This window comes from Aldersonia kunmingensis (assembly GCF_001646865.1).
GTDB classification, from domain to species: domain Bacteria; phylum Actinomycetota; class Actinomycetes; order Mycobacteriales; family Mycobacteriaceae; genus Aldersonia; species Aldersonia kunmingensis.
This window is the reverse complement of record NZ_LRRB01000081.1, coordinates 36773-54127: the sequence shown is the minus strand read 5'-3', so window position 1 is coordinate 54127 and position 17355 is coordinate 36773. Positions and strand designations below refer to the sequence as shown.

Sequence of the window (17355 nt, the reverse complement as noted above, 5' to 3'; positions counted from 1 at the left end):
ATCAGCTCACCTCTCTCGGGAGTGTGAATTGGATGTCCTCGTTGACGACGGTGACTTCACGAGTCGTGGTGGTGCCGAGCCCGGACAGGCACGTGATGAGCTCGCTGACCAATTGCGGTGGCGCGGAGGCCCCGGCGGTGATCCCGACTCGACGAGCACTGGCGAGCCAGGACAGCTCGACTTCGGACGCATCGTCGATCAGGTGTGCGGGGATTCCGGTCCGGCCGGCGACCTCGGCGAGCCGGTGCGAGTTCGACGAGTTCTGCGAGCCGACCACCAGGACGAGATCGGACTGTTCCGCGACGACGCGGACGGCCCGCTGCCGGTTGGTGGTGGCGTAGCAGATGTCGTCGCTGGCCGGCCGCTCCACCGCGGGGAACCGCTCGCGCAGCACTGCGGCGATCCCCTCAGCCTCGTCCACGGCCAGGGTGGTCTGCATGACGTAGGAAACCCTCTCGGGATCGGGTACCGAAACCTGCTCCGCGGCAGCCGGATCGGGCACAACAATCACGTTGTCCTGTGCCTCGCCGCGGGTGCCGACAACTTCCTCGTGGTCGTCGTGGCCGATCAACAGCACGGTGTTGCCTTTTGCAGCGAAGCGGCGCACCTCGGAGTGCACCTTCGCAACCAGCGGGCACGTCGCATCTATGACGCGCAGTGAACGTGCCGCGGCCGCGCGGCGCACGGCAGGCGCCACGCCGTGCGCGGCGAGGACCGCGACCGAGCCCTCCGGAATCTGCTCGACCTCTTCGACGAAGACCGCACCCCGGCTGCGCAGGTCGTCGATGACGTGGCGGTTGTGCACGATCTGTCGTCGCACATAGACCGGCACCGAGTACTGGGCCAGCGCGCGCTCGACGATCTCGACGGCTCGTTCCACCCCGGCGCAGAACGAGCGCGGACCGGCCAACAGCAGTTCGCGCGCGCCGGTGGCCGCGGCCCAGGCATCGATCGCCGGTGCCGCAGTCCGCAGCGCCCGCAGCGCGGAGTACCCGCGCCATGGGGTTCCCGGCCGCAACAGCGGGGCAACGGGTGTGTCCACGATGGTGCGCAGCGCGACGGCCTGACCGGGCGGTGCCTGCGCGGCGAGGAAGGCGGACTCGGTGTCGACAGCGAGGGCGCCGGTTGCGGCTGCTGCGGTGCGCGCCTTTCCGTCCACCACCCGATCCGTCGAGAGCAGTGGGCCGAAATGGGTGGGCAGTCCGAGTCGGCGCAGTTCGTTCGCGAGCAGCACTGCCGCCGGGCTGGTGAGAGTGCTCGTCGGGGTGCGCAATTCGCTGGCGACGATGACATCGCCGGGACGCAGGTTGGTGTCCAGCGCACCGGCTACCCCGGCGATAAGCACCGGGCCGGCCGCGGGCAGTGGCCGTTCTGGCCCGCGGCCGGTCCTGTGCACCGGCACCGCGACCCTGCCGCGCAGCGCCGCGTATTCGCTGCGTAGCGGGGTGCAGACCGTGGCCGGCGTGTGGGCCGTCATGGTCGGCCCCTCAGGTATCGGCCGAGCGCCCAGATCGGAAAGACCAGCCGATACATGTGGTAGTTGATGTAGAAGTCACCGGGAAATCCGGTGCCGGTGAAATAGTCCTCGTCCCAGCCGCCATCGATACGTTGCGTCACAACCAGGTACTCGACGCCGGCCCGCACCGCGGATGAGTCGCTGTCGGTGCGGAACGCCGCCGACCCGCAGCCCGCAGCGAGCAGTGCGATCAGTGCCCAGCCGGTCTGCGAGGGCGTCGACTCGCCGCGACCCGCCCATTTGTCCCGGTCGCGATACGAGCGCAGATCCTCGCCCCAGCCGCCATCAGGATTCTGGTGTTCGGTCAGCCAGCGCACCGCCGATCGGATGGCCGACGATCCAGGATCAACGCCTGCCTCGATGAGCGCGGGCACCGCCGCGCCGGTCCCGTAGATGTAGTTGGCCCCCCACCGGCCGAACCACGAACCGTCCGGCTCTTGATTGTCGAGCAGCCAGCGCACCCCGCGCTGTACCCGCTCGGTATGTCGATCGCCTTCGCGGGCGAGCATCTCCACGACGTGGGCGGTGACGTCGGCCGAGGGCGGATCGATCACCGCGCCGAAATCGCAGAACGGCAGCATGGTCGGCACGGTGCTTGTGTTGTCGGCATCGAACGCGCCCCAGCCGCCGTCACGCGACTGCATACCCGCGGTCCACTCCACCGCGCGGTCCAGCGCGTCGGTGAGCCTGCCGGGTTCCGGGTGCGCGACCCGGCGCAGGCTCAGGATGATCTCCGCGGAGTCGTCGGTGTCGGGGTAGTTGTCGTTGGCGAACTCGAATGCCCAACCGCCGAGCGGGAGATCGGGCCGGCGCACCTGCCAGTCGCCGCCCGCACCGGTGACCTGCTCGTCGAGCAGCCAGTTCGCGGCGCGCAGTACGGCCGGATCATCCGATGGCGCACCGGCATCCAGCAGGGCCGCGAGCGCGAGGGCGGTGTCCCACACCGGCGACTGGCAGGCTTCCAGCCGCCGGGTGGGTCCCTCCGGGGTCTGTCCGTGCAGCACGAAGGTGTCGAGGCCGTCGAGTCCGGCCTTCATCGCCGGGTGGTCGATCGGGTAGCCCATCAGGTTCAGGGCGAGGAGCGAGTACACCCATGGCGGCTGGATGCCGCCCCAGCCGCCGTCGGCCTCCTGGCGGGCCAGGATCCATTCGGTGGCCTGCCGCATCGCGAGCCGGCGGACCGGCCCGATCGGACGGCGGGCGTAGGTGTGCAGCACGGAGTCGAGCCGGGCGAACGCACCCTTCGCCGAGAACAGTCGCGGCTCAGGAGAGATTGCCCCAGTATGTAATTCGTCGATACCGATCGGGTCACCAGTGGCGGTGCGCAACGGCCGGACCGGACGCAGCGTGCCGACGATGGTGAGCGGGACGATGGTCTGGCGCGCCCAGCAGCCCCAGTCGTAGATATTCAACGGTGCCCAGGACGGCAGGAACATGATCTCGGGCGGCATATTCGGGCAGTCGTCCCAGGACCAGAGGCCGAACAGCGCCAACCAGATTCGGGTGAACACCCGGCTTGCCTCGATACCGCCCTGAGCCCGCACGAACTCGGCCGCCGCCTGCATATGCGGGTCGTCGGGCTCGTCACCGGCCAGCCGCAGCGCCACCCACGCCTCGATCGTGGTGGACAGGTCGCCGGGCCCATGGTGGAAGGTGGCCCAGGTGCCGTCCGCGCGCTGCTGGGACCGAATCCAGCGCGCCGCGGGAATTGTGACCTCGGGGGAGGAGATACCGAGGAACGCGCGCATCAGCAGGTCCTCGGCATCCATCGTGACATTCGTGTCGAGCGCGCCCTTCCACCAACCGTTCTCGTGCTGCTGCGAGCGGAGCAGTCCTACCGCGGTGTCGAGCGCGGCCCGCGCGTTGGCATCGAGCGAGACCTGTGCAGCCGAAGCGGAGGTGTCGGTGCGATCGGCGGTCTGCGTCATTCATGCCTCCCGGTCGACGATGTATTGCGCGAGATCGCACAGCGCTGCGCGGGGCGTGGTGAGCAGGTCGATGCTGTCCAGGGCGCGCTGGGCGAGTTCGACGCGGCGGCGGGCCTCGGCGAGTGTCCAGTCGCGCGCACCGCTGTGGTCGATCAGTGTGGCGACAGAGCGGAGTTCGGACTCGGTCACCATCGAATCCGGTTCGGCTGCAAGCCATTCGCGTAGCTCACTCGCCGTTGTGTCGTCTTGTTCCAGCGTCCACGTGATCGGCAACGACTTCTTGTGTGAACGCAGATCGGAATAGACCGGCTTTCCCGTGATCTCGGGCTCGCCCCAGATGCCGAGCACATCGTCGACGAGTTGGAATGCCAGCCCAACGTGGCGGCCGTAATCCGACATCGCTGCGACCGTCGGCTCGTCCGCTCCTGCCAGGACCGCGCCCACCGCCGAGCTCGCCCCGAGTAGTGCGCCCGTCTTGCCGAACGCCATGTCGAGGCACTCCTGTAGGCCAACGTCGTTGCGCCGCTCGAACGCAATGTCTTGGGCCTGCCCGCGGATGAGATCGCGCGTCGCGGCGGCGATCACTCTGCCCGCTGGTGCCGCGTGCGGTGAGTCGCTCTCGAGCAGGACGTCATGCGCGAGCGACAGCATCATGTCCCCGGCCAGGACCGCGGTCGCGTCACCCCACACCGCCCACACCGTCGCGCGATGGCGGCGTTCGCGGTCGCGGTCCATCAGGTCGTCGTGCACCAGTGAGAAGTTGTGCACCAGCTCAACGGCGACCGCACCGGGCAGTGCGGCGGTGTCGGCGGCCCCGCAGGCACGGGCAGCGAGCAACGTCATGATGGGCCGAATTGCCTTGCCGCCGTTACCGGTCAGCGGATTGCCCTGCGGATCGCACCAGCCGAGGTGGTATGAGACGACTAGCCCGGTGTCCGGGTCGAGCCGGGCTACCGCGTTGCGCAGCGCCGCATCGATGAGGTCCCGACCGTAGCCCAGTCCATTCAGTGTTGCGGTCACGCAACCTCCTTCGTTGCCCGGATTCGGGAACTGTCGAGGACGGCGGAGGCCGCGGCGGCGCCGCTGCGCACCGCACCCTCCATCGTTGCGGGCCAGCCGGTGTCGGTCCATGCGCCGGCGAGAAACAGACCATGGCTCGCGGTCACCGGTCCGGGCCGATGATGGGCACTACCGGGCACCGGGCGGAACGTGGCGGCGCGCTCGCGTGTGACGAAGAAGTCCATTTCGTTGGCCTCACGCAACCGCGGCAGCAGGTCTCGTAGTGCGGGGAGGAACCGGTCCCGTAGGTCGGCCGTCGGCACGTCGATGACGTCGTCGGCGGCGGAGAGCGAGATCGCCAGATACTGTCCGCGTGTGAGACCGGACTGTTCGGTGCGGTCGAAAACCCACTGCACCGGGCTGTCCACGCCGGCGAGGAACGGCGCGTCGAGCACCTGACGGTCCACCACCACATGCACATTCACGATCGGCGCGCTGCCGAGTTCGTCCGCCAGTCCCGGCCGCAGCGCCGCAGGCGCGAGTTGTTCGGCGACCGAGGGTGGGACGGCGAGGACGACGGCATCGAAGCCATCCGCGCCGCAGTCCGTCGTAACCGTCCAGCCGGCACCGCTGGCCCGCAGCCCGGTTACCTTGGCGCGCAGCCGGACCCGTGCACCGGCCCGGTCGAGCGCGGTCATCGCGGCATCGCCGTGCAGCTCCTGCAATGGCACGCTGGCCCAGCCGATGTCGCCCGTCGAGTTGGCGTTGAGCATGCCGATTTGAAAGACGGTCGCCGCCAGAGACAGTGAGGCATCGTCAGCCCGCGCATTGAGCGTCGCTATTCCGACCAGATCCCACAGCGTCGCAATAGCGCGCTCGCTCTGTCGGTGCGCGCGCAGCCAGTCGCCGAAGCTCTGCTCGTCCGTGCGTGGGTCGGCGCGATTGACGTTCTTCAGGGCAAGCGCCGCGCGGGCGAACCGTACCCGCTCGGCGTGCGACAGCCACGGATAGCGAAGCAGCGAGCCGGAGAGATGCAGCGGGGCAGGAAAACCGTTGCGGTGCAGCCGACCCGCGGTGGCCGGACTACGCACCGGTATGTCCAGGCGCGGTTGCAACACCGTCTTGTCGGTGACCCCGAGCCGTTCGAGCAGCGCAAGGTAGCTCGTGCAACAGCGCAGGAAGACGTGCTGCCCGTTGTCCACCCAGAGATCGCCTCGGCGGAAGGAGAACGTGAGTCCGCCTAGGAATGAACGCGATTCGAAAAGCGTTACGGCCGAACCTGCGTCGGCGCAGTCCAGCGCAGCGGTGATGCCGGCAAGTCCGCCGCCGATGACAGCAACGCGATGCTCATGCGAGCGCGCCCCCCGAGCTATTGTCATCGCGCCGCCCTCAGCAGCGCCGCGGCCGCGACCCGCGCCTTTTCTCCGCCCGACAACGACATGCGTGAGCGGTAGATGCTCGTGGGGTCCTCCTCGATCCGGTTGAGCAAGTGCCGGTAGATACCGGCCATGGCCAGGCAACACGCGGCGCTGCGCCGATCGAGGTACGGCACAAGGCGCATCCCCAGCGCGTACCAGTCCTCGGCGCGGGCCGCGGAATCCCGCAGCAGGGCCGCAAGCCGGGCCTCGGGGTCGGCGAGTTCGCCGGATTCGTCGACCCGCAACACCACCCCGAACCGGTCGAGATCGTCCTGGGGCAGATAGATCCGCCCGTTCAGCAGGTCCTCACGCACGTCGCGCAGGATGTTGGTCTGCTGCAGCGCGATGCCGAGTTGATCGGCGTACGTCGAGGTGCGTGGGTCGATGTGTCCTTCCTCGGTACCGAAGATGGACAGGCACAACCGGCCAACCGAGCCGGCCACGCGACGGCAATAGACCACGAGCGCGGGGAAATCGGCGTAGTGAACCGCGTCGAGATCCATCTGCACGCCGTCGATCAATTCCTCGAAGGCACCGAGCGGCACCGGGAATCGGCGTGCCGCGTCGGCAACGGCCAGCAACACCGGATCGCCGGCGCTGTCGATTTCTTCGAGCAACTTGCGGATCTTGGCCAGTTCGGCGACCTTCTGTGCGGTGGGCAGGTCGCCGTCGCCAATATCGTCGATGCGCCGGGCAAGGGCGTACACGGCACACAGCGCCGAGCGTTTCGGCGCTGGTAGCAGGCGGATTCCGTAGTAGAAGTTCTTCGCCTCGGTGCGGGTGATGTGTGCGCACGCCGAGTAGGCGTCGTCGAGTGTGGTCAAACACCGCCCCTTTCACTCTTCGATCGCGGTGGTGCGATCAACAGTCGGGCCGCGCTCGCGGCAGTGCGGCCCCGGCTGGGGCTGGTTTTGGCGGCGAGCACATCACCGTTCGAACGGCGCAACGCGTGCGCGGTGGCCCGGCCGCCGGCCACATAGCCGGCGACGGCGACCCTTGCCCAGCCGCGCAGGTGCCCGACCAGTGCAGCGCCGGACTCCAATAGCGCGGCAGCCCGCTCGATTTCGAAACGCATCAGCTGGCGCAGGGCCGCGCTCGCGAACGGCCGGTCCAATTCGGACTCCGCGACGTCGAATCGTTCGAGGTCCTCGAGCGGGAGATACACCCGTCCGGCGGCGCGGTCCTCGGCCACGTCCTGCCAGTGCTCGAGCAGTTGCAGCGCGCGGCAGACCCGATCCGACAGCTCGATGCGTGCGGGGGAGGCCGCGTCAAAGACCGCCAGCACCAGGTGGCCGATCGGGTCGGCGGAGAAATGGCAGTACCCGATCAGATCCTCGTAGGTCCCGTAGCGGGTGACGCGCTGATCGACGAGGTTGGCCTCGACCAGTCGCTCGAACGGTTCTGGGTGGAGATTGTGTGCCCGGACGGTCGGCACGAGTGCGCGGAGCACCGGGTTGAAGGGTGTCTCGCCGGCCCAGATGAGGCGCATGTCGTCGCGGAACTCGGTGAGTGCGGCGACCCGATTTCCGGGCGCCTCGTCACCGAGATCATCGATGGTTCGGGCGACCGAATAGAGCGCGTGCAGATCATTGCGAATACCGGCGGGCAACAACCGGAGGGCGACCGGAAAATTCTCCGCGCTCTCTTTGGCGTGCATCGAATCCGATTCCGATGCGAAGTGCATCGCGCACATGTTGATCATTGTTTCCCGCCGTCAGGGGCTAAATCTGCACTGCTCCGCGTAGTTCTTGGAACGCATTTTTGTCATGCGGTGATAAAACAAAGCCGACACGCCGTCCCAAATCGTGCTATTTCTGACAAATGGAAAACTCGGGTACGCAGCCTGCGGAGCACCCCGAAGGCTCCGTATTGCGGAGTGCTCCAGACCTCGAACGCCTGGAGCGGTCGCTCGTGGCTCGCTTGCCGGGGTTGCTCGATCAGGTCGGTGACCTACTCCGGATGGACTGGCCGGACTATGCGGAGTTCCTCGACGAGAACGGCCTCGATGTTGCCGAGGCCGCGGGGTTGTTCGTGCACCGACTCATCGAGATGGCCCTGCGCGGACTCGAGCACCGCGAACCGGAACCGCTCAACACCGAGCCGACCGTGCAGTTGGTGTTCGAGCAGATCGGCCGCCTGCAGTGGATGCACGGCCGCGACCTCACCTCCCTGTTGAGCGCGTACCAGGTCGGAGCCCGCGCGGCGTGGCGGCAGGTCTCGATGATCGCCCTCGAGATGCACCTGTCCTCCGAGGTGCTCGCCGCACTCGCCGAGGCGGTCTTCGTCTTCGTCGATCAGCTGTCCTCAGCGTCCGCGAACGGCTACGTGCTCGAACAGTCCGAGGCCGTCGCCGAGCGCGAGCGATTCCGACGCGAGCTCTCGGATCTGCTGCTGTCCGACCGGTCGGACAGCGTCGCTGTCGGCAGTGCGGCCGAGCGGGCCAGATGGGAGCTACCCGAGCAGGCCTGCGTCGTGCTCGTCGACCCGGCCGAGGCGACGGCTCGCGCGGTGGTGGATCGCCTCGACTCCCAGTGCCTCCCGGTGCGAACACCCACGCTGTACGGCGCGATCGTGCCCGGCCCGATCGGTCGCGCCCGTCGCGACCGCGCGGAGACGGCGCTCCGTGGCGCGAATGCCATTGTCGGACCATCGGTTCCGCTCGATCTGCTTCCCGCAAGCATGCGACTGCCGCAGATCGCAATGGACCTGCAGCGGCGCGGGCTCCTCGCAGGCGACCCGCTCTTCGTCACCGAACACCTCGACACGCTGATCGTGCACAGGGACCCGCGGCCGATCAATGCGCTGCGGCGGCAGGTGCTCGCGCCGCTCGCCGACCTCGCACCGGCGACGCGCGAGCGGCTGACAGAGACGCTCGCAGCCTGGCTGCGGCATATGGGTGACCGATCCGCGGTCGCCGAGGAGTTGTACGTGCATCCGCAGACCGTTCGCTATCGAATGGCGCAGCTGCGCAACTACTTCGGAGGGGCGCTCGATTCGCCGCGGGCACGCGCCCAGATGTTGCTTGCACTCGAGTGGGGCAGCGCCGAGGAGGACTGAGCGGGCACCACGGGGTGCCCGGCGGCGAGTTCGTCCAGCGCGCGGGCGATTTCGTCGGCCAACGGGCGCGCATGCACCCCTGCGGGATCGGTGGCGATGCCGAGACCGAGGTAGCCGTTCCAGCTCAGTGCCCCGACGGCGACGGGGACGCCGGGGGCCAACGGCAGGATCGGCACCACGTATTCGATCGGGACATCGCAGAAGCTCATCTGGACGTCCGGACCCGGCATATTCGACACGATCGACTGGAAGATGGCCGGGCCGTAGACGGTTCGCGCGAACCAGCGTTGCGCGGGAACAGGGAACAGGCCGAGTGCCGAACTCATCACGAAGCGCGACGCGAGCGCCCGCGTCGGTGTGCGCAACCGGTCGCTGCGGCTGCGAATCTCCGCCAATCGTTCAGCGGTGCTTAGGTCGCCGAGCGGCACATCGATCATGACGGCCGCGGTCACATTGCCCTCGGCGGCGGCACCCGGTTCGCGCAGCATGATCGGCACCGATACCCGTAGGCGCCCGCCGGCGGCCAAGGCGAAATGGGGATTCGTCCGCACGATCGCGGTGGCAACGAGCGCGAGCACGAGATCGGTCACTCGGGCGCCGTTCGCGTGCGCAACGGCACGGGCCATCGACATCGGCAGTCGGGCGGTTGCGAATTCTCTTGCTGGAGAGGCTATTTGCAGCCGATCCGCCGGAGAGCCATCCGTGGCGAGCTGCGCGAGACCAGCGCCGATTGCCGCCGCCTTGCGTGTGCGGCTCAGCGGCGGCCGGTCGGACTCCGGCAAGTCGTAGCGCGGGCGAAGCAGGTTGAGCGCCTGCACGACGGTGCCGATCCCGTCGGCCACGCTGTGGTGCACCAGGAACGCTAGGCCGGTTCGGCCGGGAGTGATCTCGCGGATCAGCACCATCCGCCACGGCGGCCGGTCGAGCGGCAGCCGCTCGGCGGCGAGATCGGCGATGGCGAGACTCTGCGCCGCCGCTGCGGCGTCGACACCGCCGTCCGTCACGCCGTCGGGCGGGCGCGCGATGCGTTCGCACACATGCCACTCCCAGTCGACGTGGTCCGTGTCGACCCAGCGCGCCCGGCGCCACCTGGTGGGCGGCACGATGCGCTGCCGGAACCGGGGCAGGTTCCCGAGTTCGTCGTGGATGAGCGCACGAACCTCGTCGAGGCTCGGCACTCCAGGGGCGGACGTATCCAGGACGACCATGCCGCCGACGTGCTGCGGCGCCTGATCGCTCTCGACATGGAGGAAGAATGCGTCGGAGGCGGGCACTTTGGCGCGGGTGGTGCGGGTGCGATGCCAGTCCACCACCACGACGCTGACACAGATGAAGGGCACCGCGGCGAGCGCGTCCACCCAGTAGTGGTTCGCCGTCGCGATGATGACGAACAGGGTGACAGCGACGTGTATGCCGCTGACGCCCTGCACGAACCGTCCGCGGGCGAGGCGGGCGAGCACAACGCTGACCCACAAGGCCCATGCGATATGCAGCGACGGCATCGCCGCCAACTGATTGGCGTTGCCCACCAGCGGCGTACCCCACGAGCCGATAGTGCCGCCCTGCAGGACCGTGTCGGTGTAGCCGAGTTCGGGCAGCAGCCGGGGTGGGGTGACGGGATAGAACGCGAAGCACGTGATGGCGAGCAGGTTGAGCACGATGAACGAACTGCGCGCCCGGCGATAGTCGATCGGGTCGCGCCAGTACAGCCAGCCCAGCAGCGCGAACGCGCTGATGACGTAGGTGATGGCGTACTCGTAGTTCGCCAGGGTGGTGAGTGTCTCGTGCGGATGCAGCCAGTCGTTGAGCGCGCGCTCGTTGTCGATGTGCAGCCAGCGCTCGAGATCGATCAGCTGCTCGGCATTGTGGTCAGCCGTCGCTTGGCGGTCGGGGCCGCCGAGAAAATCGACGACCAGATAGAAGCCGAACACCGCGAGTCCGGCGGCGACTTCCCGAACCGGATTGGGCCGTGAGGGTGGTGCGTCGAAGGCGACGGTCACACCCTCGGTAATAACACACCCGGGCGTGCCCGCAAGTGCGAAGCCCTCGGAGCGCCGTACAGCGTGCTTAAAGTGTCATGCCATCCGGAACGTCACGCCCGGCATGCGGCGGAGCTTGTTCCAGCCCCACGCTGCGCACGCCGCGACGGCGGTGACCGTCAGCAGTGCGCTGAACGTCCCGCGGGAGAGCAGGCCGGCGTCGACGCCGCCGAACTGCAGCATGCTGTAACCGAGGCTGGCATCGATCAGCCGTGACGCACCCCAGATCAGGGCGACCTCGGTGAACATCCGGCGGACCCGCTTGTCGTGGAACAACCGGTTCGGCAATGCGACGAAGTCCTGCGCGAGCCGCATCGTCACCGGGCGGCCGATCGCCGCGCTACCGAGGAACAGTGCCGCCATGAACAGCGAGCCGATGATCGGCTGGAACAGGTAGACGTAGACGCTCGAGAACGCCAGCGAGATGGTGGTGCGGCCGACGATCATCCCGACCGCGAGTAGCAGGGTGCCGGGCACGCGGGCCCGGGCGATGAACCGGACGCCGACGGTGAACGCACACCAGGCGAGCACGGCGATCAAACCCCAGAAGGAACCGACGGTGAGGGTGCACGCGTAGAGCAGCATCGTCGGGATAACGACCGTCTCCAACAACAGGCGCAGTCCGCGCAGCAGCGTGGGCCGGAGCTTTCCGAGCTCGACGATCAAGTGGTGGTGGTCGTGTTCCTGCGTGTCCGTCGTAGAGCCCGTAAAGCGATCCGGTTGGGCCGTAGCAACGCCAGCAGTGGGACCGAGAAGGGCCGAATCGGCAGCATCAGCGTCGATTGGCATATGGGCCAATATGCCATGCATGTTCGTCAAAGTCGCCCCTAGCTTTTCGGCGTGGCTGGTGCATTCGCCCTGGTTATGCCCTGCGGGGGTACCCGTCCGGACGGCGTGGCGGCCGCGCCCGAGCCATACATCGCCTGCACGCTGGGCGAGTTCGCGAGGCCCGTGATGCCCACGGCGATAAGCACTCCCGCACCCGCGATGGCGGCCAGAGTGCCCGGCGTTGTGGGCGCTGGAACCTCGAATGCCATCAGCCCGATTGTGAGACTGACCACTGGATTGGTGACGCTCATTGCGGCGACCGCGGAGGGCAGTGTTCCGCTGGCGAACGCCTGCTGTTCGAGGAGCAGCCCCGCCAACGTCGAACCGGCGAGCGCGTAGCCGGGCCAGTCCACGGCGGTTCCCGGTATCCCGACGTGTACCAGGTTGTCAACGGTCATCTTCATGAATACCGCGCTCAGCGCGAAACAAACCCCCGCGCCCACCGCGATCAGCATGCTGGCCGTCCGCAGCGATGCCCGGCGGCTCACCGCGAGCAGGATCGCGATGAGCCCGACCGCGCTCACGATTGCCAGCAGGACCCGTGAGCGCCGGGGGTCGCCGGACAGCGGCGCGGCATCGTCGGCGGTGAGCAGCAGCACCAGACCACCGACCACCAGAATTGCCGCGCACCAGTCGCGCCGCGTCGGCCAGCGGCGCTGTTCGGCCGCGGACAGCGGCAGCGCGAACAGGAGCTGCGTCGACATCAGCGGCTGCACTACGGCCACCGATCCGAAATGCAGCGCAATTGCCTGGGTGAGGAAGCCGCCGAGGTTGGTCGCCCAGCCGGTCAGCCAGGTGCGGCTGCGCAGCAGCACCTTGATGAGGCTGGTCGCACGGGGGATGTCGGCGCCCGTCGTTATGTCCGGCGCGACCGTCGCGCGTGCCGCGCGCTGCTGGAACCACGCGGCGAGGGCGAACAGGAACGACGCCAGCAGTCCGAGGATGAGGACCAGGATCATGACGCGCCCTCGTGGGACGTGTGGTTCGGCTCGGGACTGACGCGGACCTGCTCACCGAAGCGCGTGCTCAACTGGCGGTAGGCGCCGGGCGCGAGCACCCGCACGGCCGGCGCGATCCGCAGCCAACCGGGCACCCACGCCTCGGCGCGCCCGCGCGTGATGGTCGTCAGCACCGCATTCGCCACGTCCTCGGGCGGCACCGGACGCGGCCGGCTTCGCGTGTACGGCCGGCCGCGGGTCTCGAAGAATCCGGTGCTCACCGCTCCAGGGACCACCACACTCACGCCGACACCGGTGCCGGCGGTCTCGGCGCGCAGGCTTTCGGCGAACATGTCGACGCCGGCCTTCGCGGCCGAGTACACCGCCTCGCCCGCGACGCCGGTGCGCCCGGCGATCGAGGAAACGAAGCAGATCGCGCCCTCGCCCCGGTTCACCATCGGGGGAAGCAGTTCATGCGTGAGTTCCAGGGCGGCCAGCAGGTCCACCTCGATCACGGCGCGCAACTGCGCGACCGTCATCTCGGTCAGCGGTCCGGCCCAGCCGACGCCCGCATTGTTGACCAGCACGTCGACGCGACCGAACTGCTCGAGCGCCTCGTCGCAGAGCCGGGCCCGCTCGGCTCCCACAGACAGGTCTGCGACCAGGGGAAATCCGTCGACTTCGGCGGCAACCAGACGGGTGCGCTCCTCGTCTCGGCCGTGCACGAGCACGCGCGCGCCCGCAGCGCCGGCCCGGGCCGCGATGGCGCGCCCGATTCCCGCCGACGCGCCCGTGACAAGTACCACCTTGTCGTCGAGCTGCACGGTGTCTCCTCGCGGTCGGCGAATCGCCTCAGCGGAATGTGCCGTTGATCGTTCCAAGCCTAGCGGCGGGGCCCGAGAGAGGTCGGTTGTGCGCTGAGAACGCCCTAAAGGTTGCGGGTGGTGTCGATCGACAGCGACATGCCCGCGAGACCGCGCGAACGCACCGCGAGCTTCTCGGAGATCGCCTGGAGCGCCTTCGCGGCGGGGGACTCGGGCATCCCGAGCACGATCGGCACACCGTCGTCACCGGCCTTCGCGACCGCCGGATCGAGCGGGATCTGCCCGAGGAGTGGAACGTCTGCGCCGACCGCGAGACTGAGCCGCTCGGAGACGGCCTGGCCGCCGCCGGACTGGAACACGTCCATTCGGGTGCCGTCGGGCAGTTCGAGCCAGGACATGTTCTCCACCACGCCGACCACGCGCTGCCGCGTCTGCAGCGCGATCGCGCCGGCCCGCTCGGCAACCTCCGCCGCAGCCTGCTGCGGGGTGGTGACGACGAGGATCTCGGCGTTCGGGATCAACTGGGCGACCGAGATGGCGACGTCGCCGGTACCGGGCGGGAGGTCGAGCAGCAGCACATCGAGGTCGCCCCAGAACACGTCGGCGAGGAACTGCTGCAGCGCGCGGTGCAGCATCGGGCCGCGCCACACCACCGGGGTATTGCCTTGGGTGAACTGCGCGATCGAAATCATCTTCACGTCGTGCCCGACCGGGGGCATGATCATCCGCTCGACCTGGGTCGGGCGGGCATCGGTGCCGAGCATGCGGGGAATGGAGTGGCCGTAGATATCGGCGTCGAGCAGGCCGACCGACAGGCCGCGGGCTGCCATGGCAGCAGCGAGATTGACTGTCACGCTTGACTTGCCGACGCCGCCCTTACCGGACGCGACGGCGTACACGCGCGTCAACGATCCCGGCTGGGCGAACGGAATCACCGGCTCGGCGGAGTCGCCGCGCAGCGACTTACGAAGTTCGGTGCGCTGCTCGTCGTTCATTACATCGAGCTCCACGCGCACCTGGCCGGCGCCGGGCACGTCGGCAACTGCCTTGGTGACCCGGTCGGTGATCTCGGTGCGCATCGGGCAACCCGCGGTGGTCAGGTAGACCTCGACATCGACGCTGGCATCATCGCCGACGCGGATGCTCTTGATCATGCCGAGCTCGGTTATCGGCTTGCGGATCTCCGGGTCGTTCACCCGAGAGAGGGCAGCACGAACGTCGGATTCCGTAATGACTGGCATGCCTACGATCCTACGGAGTGCCGCCGGTACGAATTTGCCCTGGTCCGACCCACGCCGCGATCAGATGCGGGGCAGCTCCTCGAGTGTCGGCGCGATGCCGGTGTGGTAGCCGGTGGACCAGGCCATCACGTTCGTGACGTAGGCCATGGAGTTGTTGTAGCGCAGGATCGCTCGTGTCTGCTGGGACAGGTCGCGCATGTCCAGGCCGCCGGAGCACAGGTAGCGACCAGTGGTGAGTGCGGCGTCGAACAGGTTCTGCGGGTCCACCTTGCCGTCCCCGTTGCCGTCCGCGCCGTAGCGGTGCCACGTCTCGGGCAGGAACTGCATCGGGCCGACCGCGCGGTCGTACCTGGCGATCCCGTCGAGTGCGCCGCCATCGGTGTCGTGGATGACGTTGTTGCCCCACAGGCTGCCGTCGAGCACCGGTCCGTAGATCGGCGGGTCGAGTGTGCCGTCGGGGTCCGCCTTGCCGTCATTGGCGTGCGTGGACTCGACCCGCCCGATTCCGGCGATCAGCGTCCACGGGATTGCGCAGTTGGGTTCCTGCTCGGCGAGGAGGTGCGCGGCATTCTTGTAGGCGGCGAGGTTGATTGCGGGCACGCCGAGTCGACCGGCCGCGAGACTCGTCGGCAACTGCGGTTCGGCCGGCATCGGCGGAGGTGGCGGAGCTACGGCGGGAGGCGGCGGCGCGGGTACCGCCGAACCGGCTGGTGGGGCAGTTATCCGCGCCTTGATGAGCGGGTGGGTGCCTGCGACGCTCGGGACCGGCGCCGGGGCCGTGTCCGCCGGCGGCGGTGTCGCGTTCAAGTCCGGGTAGACGCGTTCGAGTGGGATGGTGTCCGGTGGCGGGGAGGCGGCCGCATCGACCGAGATGTGGTCTCGCGAGGGGTACGGCCCCAGATGTGCCCCGTTGGCGTGCGCCGAAGTGGCTGCTGCGATCAGCCCGCCGGGTACGAGCGCGGAGAGCGCGATGATGGTGTGGTGCCGACCGACATTGTTCGACTTCGTCCGGTGGCGCCCCACCAAAACCTCCCGTCGCCCCGAGGGGACGTCCCGATTTCAGATCGGAACCGACGGTACATGATTCGAGATATTTCCGTTACCCCCTCGTGACCGATTTTTGCCGGTCCGGAAGGCTCGGCTACCGCGGCGCGGGACCACCCGGGAGTACCGGCTGCACGCCCGGCAATCCGGCACCGAACTGCAGCGCCGGCAGCTGCGGCAGACCGGGCGGTGGTGGCGGGGGCGGCGTGGTTGTCGTTGTCGCGGGCGGCGGCGGAACAGGGGACTCCGCCGTCGCGCCCGGTGCCGGCGGGGCGACCTCGCCCTGGTTGACCGGAGCCGGCGGAGACGGAGGAGGCGGAGGAGGCGGTGGGCAGAAGATGCCGCAGGGAATCGGTGGCAACCCCGGAATGGTGATCATCGGCGGGGTCGTCGTCGTAGTAGTCGTGGTGGTTGTCGTTGTAGTGGTCGTTGTTGTGGTGGTTGTCGTCGCGTCGGCCTGCAGCAGCGAGGCGGCGTCGACCGGCGAGGCACCGGGCGGGACCAAATCCGGGGAGAGCATCACCTGCGTCGGTGCGCCGCCGGTGCGGTAGGCCGCCGACCAACTCAGCACATTGGCGGCGTAGGAGATCGAGTTGTTGTAGCGCAGCACCGCGCGCACTTCCTGCTGCGCGTCACGCAGGTTCAGTCCGCCGGCGCACAAGTACTTCGCCGCGGACACGGTGGCGTCGAAGATGTTGTTCGGATCCGCTACGCCGTCCGCGTTTCCGTCGGTTGCCCAGGCTCGCCAGGTGCTCGGGATGAACTGCATCGGCCCGACCGCACGGTCGTGGCCGTTGTCGCCGTCGAAGGCGCCCGCATCGGTGTCGCGGATGATCGCGTTTCCGGCCAAGCGGCCGTCGAGGACCGGGCCGAGGATCCGGGTCACCGTGGTACCCGCCGCGTCGGTGCGGCCGCCGCCGGCATGTCCGGACTCGATGCGGCCGATTCCCGCGAGCAGGTTCCAGCTCACGCCGCAGCCCGGCTCGGACGTCGCGAGGGCGAGTTCGGCATTGCGGTATGCCGCGAGCACCATCTCCGGGATGCCGAGCGGGCCGAACGCCGTTGGAATGGCGACGTTGTAGAGCGGCAACGCGCCGGCAAACGGTGTTTCGGGCTCTGGCGTGTACGCGCGGAGGGTGCGTCCCTGCTTGGGTGACGCTGGCAGCAGCCCGACCTTGCCCACGGGTGCAGCAGTTCCCCCAACTGCTGATTGCGCGGCGGCGAGCGTGGTGACATCGGGTTTATCGGGTTGTGGTGGGTCCGTCTCGGTAGCTGACCAGCCGGTCGATGAGCTTGCCGTAACCAGACCTGCGGCGATCAACGCCGAGACAGTGATCGGACCTCTCCAACGCATTACGGCAACACCCACCCCGTTAGACCGTACGGTGACCACCGTCTCAGCTGGGCCGCATTTCTGCTGGTCTCGACGTTGACGCGGTGGCCACCCTCAATAACGTGTCCAACATTACATAGCGGTGACGCGCGGGACACGATATTGAGGTTCCCGGCTCGGTTTGGTAAGG

General features: G+C 68.4%; 14 protein-coding genes. 1 reads left to right on the top strand and 13 read right to left on the bottom strand.

All coding sequences use genetic code 11. From position 1 onward, the window contains the following. Window position 1: 1 nt before the first annotated feature. From ispH to hpnC, 6 genes are read right to left on the bottom strand one after another with little or no spacing between them, the layout of a single operon-like run. A complete protein-coding gene (gene ispH, locus A8G08_RS06130; RefSeq protein WP_068271541.1) occupies window positions 2-1477 on the bottom strand; it encodes a 4-hydroxy-3-methylbut-2-enyl diphosphate reductase in 1476 nt (491 codons plus the stop codon). Further along, window positions 1474-3444, bottom strand: a complete 1971-nt coding sequence (shc, locus tag A8G08_RS06125) for a squalene--hopene cyclase (protein WP_068271538.1) — start codon at window positions 3442-3444, stop codon at window positions 1474-1476. Before shc ends, ispH begins: the two co-directional genes overlap by 4 nt. Then, window positions 3445-4464, bottom strand: a complete 1020-nt coding sequence (locus A8G08_RS06120; protein ID WP_068271536.1) for a polyprenyl synthetase family protein — start codon at window positions 4462-4464, stop codon at window positions 3445-3447. After that, on the bottom strand, window positions 4461-5822 hold the full coding sequence (hpnE, locus tag A8G08_RS06115) for a hydroxysqualene dehydroxylase HpnE (protein ID WP_068271533.1): 1362 nt from the start codon (window positions 5820-5822) through the stop codon (window positions 4461-4463). The genes A8G08_RS06120 and hpnE overlap by 4 nt, the downstream gene beginning before the upstream one ends. After that, the gene (gene hpnD, locus A8G08_RS06110) at window positions 5819-6685 is read right to left on the bottom strand and encodes a presqualene diphosphate synthase HpnD (RefSeq protein WP_068271531.1); all 867 of its coding nucleotides are present in this window, start codon (window positions 6683-6685) and stop codon (window positions 5819-5821) included. The genes hpnE and hpnD overlap by 4 nt, the downstream gene beginning before the upstream one ends. Beyond that, entirely contained in the window at window positions 6682-7545 is an 864-nt protein-coding gene (hpnC, locus tag A8G08_RS06105; protein ID WP_068271611.1) for a squalene synthase HpnC, read from the bottom strand. The genes hpnD and hpnC overlap by 4 nt, the downstream gene beginning before the upstream one ends. 227 nt (window positions 7546-7772) lie before the next feature. Here hpnC and A8G08_RS06100 point away from each other — a divergent pair, with 227 nt between their 5' ends. Continuing rightward, the gene (locus tag A8G08_RS06100) at window positions 7773-8918 is read left to right on the top strand and encodes a PucR family transcriptional regulator (RefSeq protein WP_222844241.1); all 1146 of its coding nucleotides are present in this window, start codon (window positions 7773-7775) and stop codon (window positions 8916-8918) included. Here the strand turns inward: A8G08_RS06100 and A8G08_RS06095 are convergent. The 7 genes from A8G08_RS06095 to A8G08_RS06065 all read right to left on the bottom strand — a co-directional run bounded on the left by A8G08_RS06095 (window position 8834) and on the right by A8G08_RS06065 (window position 17186). Continuing rightward, complete coding sequence (locus A8G08_RS06095; RefSeq protein WP_068271529.1) at window positions 8834-10918, bottom strand: bifunctional phosphatase PAP2/O-acyltransferase family protein; 2085 nt, start codon at window positions 10916-10918, stop codon at window positions 8834-8836. The two genes, A8G08_RS06100 and A8G08_RS06095, sit on opposite strands and share 85 nt — an antisense overlap. Before the next feature lie 75 nt (window positions 10919-10993). Further along, on the bottom strand, window positions 10994-11746 hold the full coding sequence (locus A8G08_RS06090; RefSeq protein WP_222844240.1) for a VC0807 family protein: 753 nt from the start codon (window positions 11744-11746) through the stop codon (window positions 10994-10996). 38 nt (window positions 11747-11784) lie between these two features. Beyond that, window positions 11785-12744, bottom strand: a complete 960-nt coding sequence (locus A8G08_RS06085; RefSeq protein WP_068271527.1) for a DMT family transporter — start codon at window positions 12742-12744, stop codon at window positions 11785-11787. Then, complete coding sequence (locus A8G08_RS06080) at window positions 12741-13547, bottom strand: SDR family NAD(P)-dependent oxidoreductase (RefSeq protein ID WP_068271526.1); 807 nt, start codon at window positions 13545-13547, stop codon at window positions 12741-12743. Before A8G08_RS06080 ends, A8G08_RS06085 begins: the two co-directional genes overlap by 4 nt. A gap of 104 nt (window positions 13548-13651) precedes the next feature. Further along, complete coding sequence (locus A8G08_RS06075; protein ID WP_068271524.1) at window positions 13652-14788, bottom strand: Mrp/NBP35 family ATP-binding protein; 1137 nt, start codon at window positions 14786-14788, stop codon at window positions 13652-13654. 60 nt (window positions 14789-14848) lie between these two features. Beyond that, complete coding sequence (locus tag A8G08_RS27395; protein WP_068271521.1) at window positions 14849-15811, bottom strand: lytic transglycosylase domain-containing protein; 963 nt, start codon at window positions 15809-15811, stop codon at window positions 14849-14851. Window positions 15812-15929: 118 nt separating this feature from the next. Continuing rightward, a complete protein-coding gene (locus A8G08_RS06065) occupies window positions 15930-17186 on the bottom strand; it encodes a lytic transglycosylase domain-containing protein (protein ID WP_068271518.1) in 1257 nt (418 codons plus the stop codon). Window positions 17187-17355: the final 169 nt, after the last annotated feature.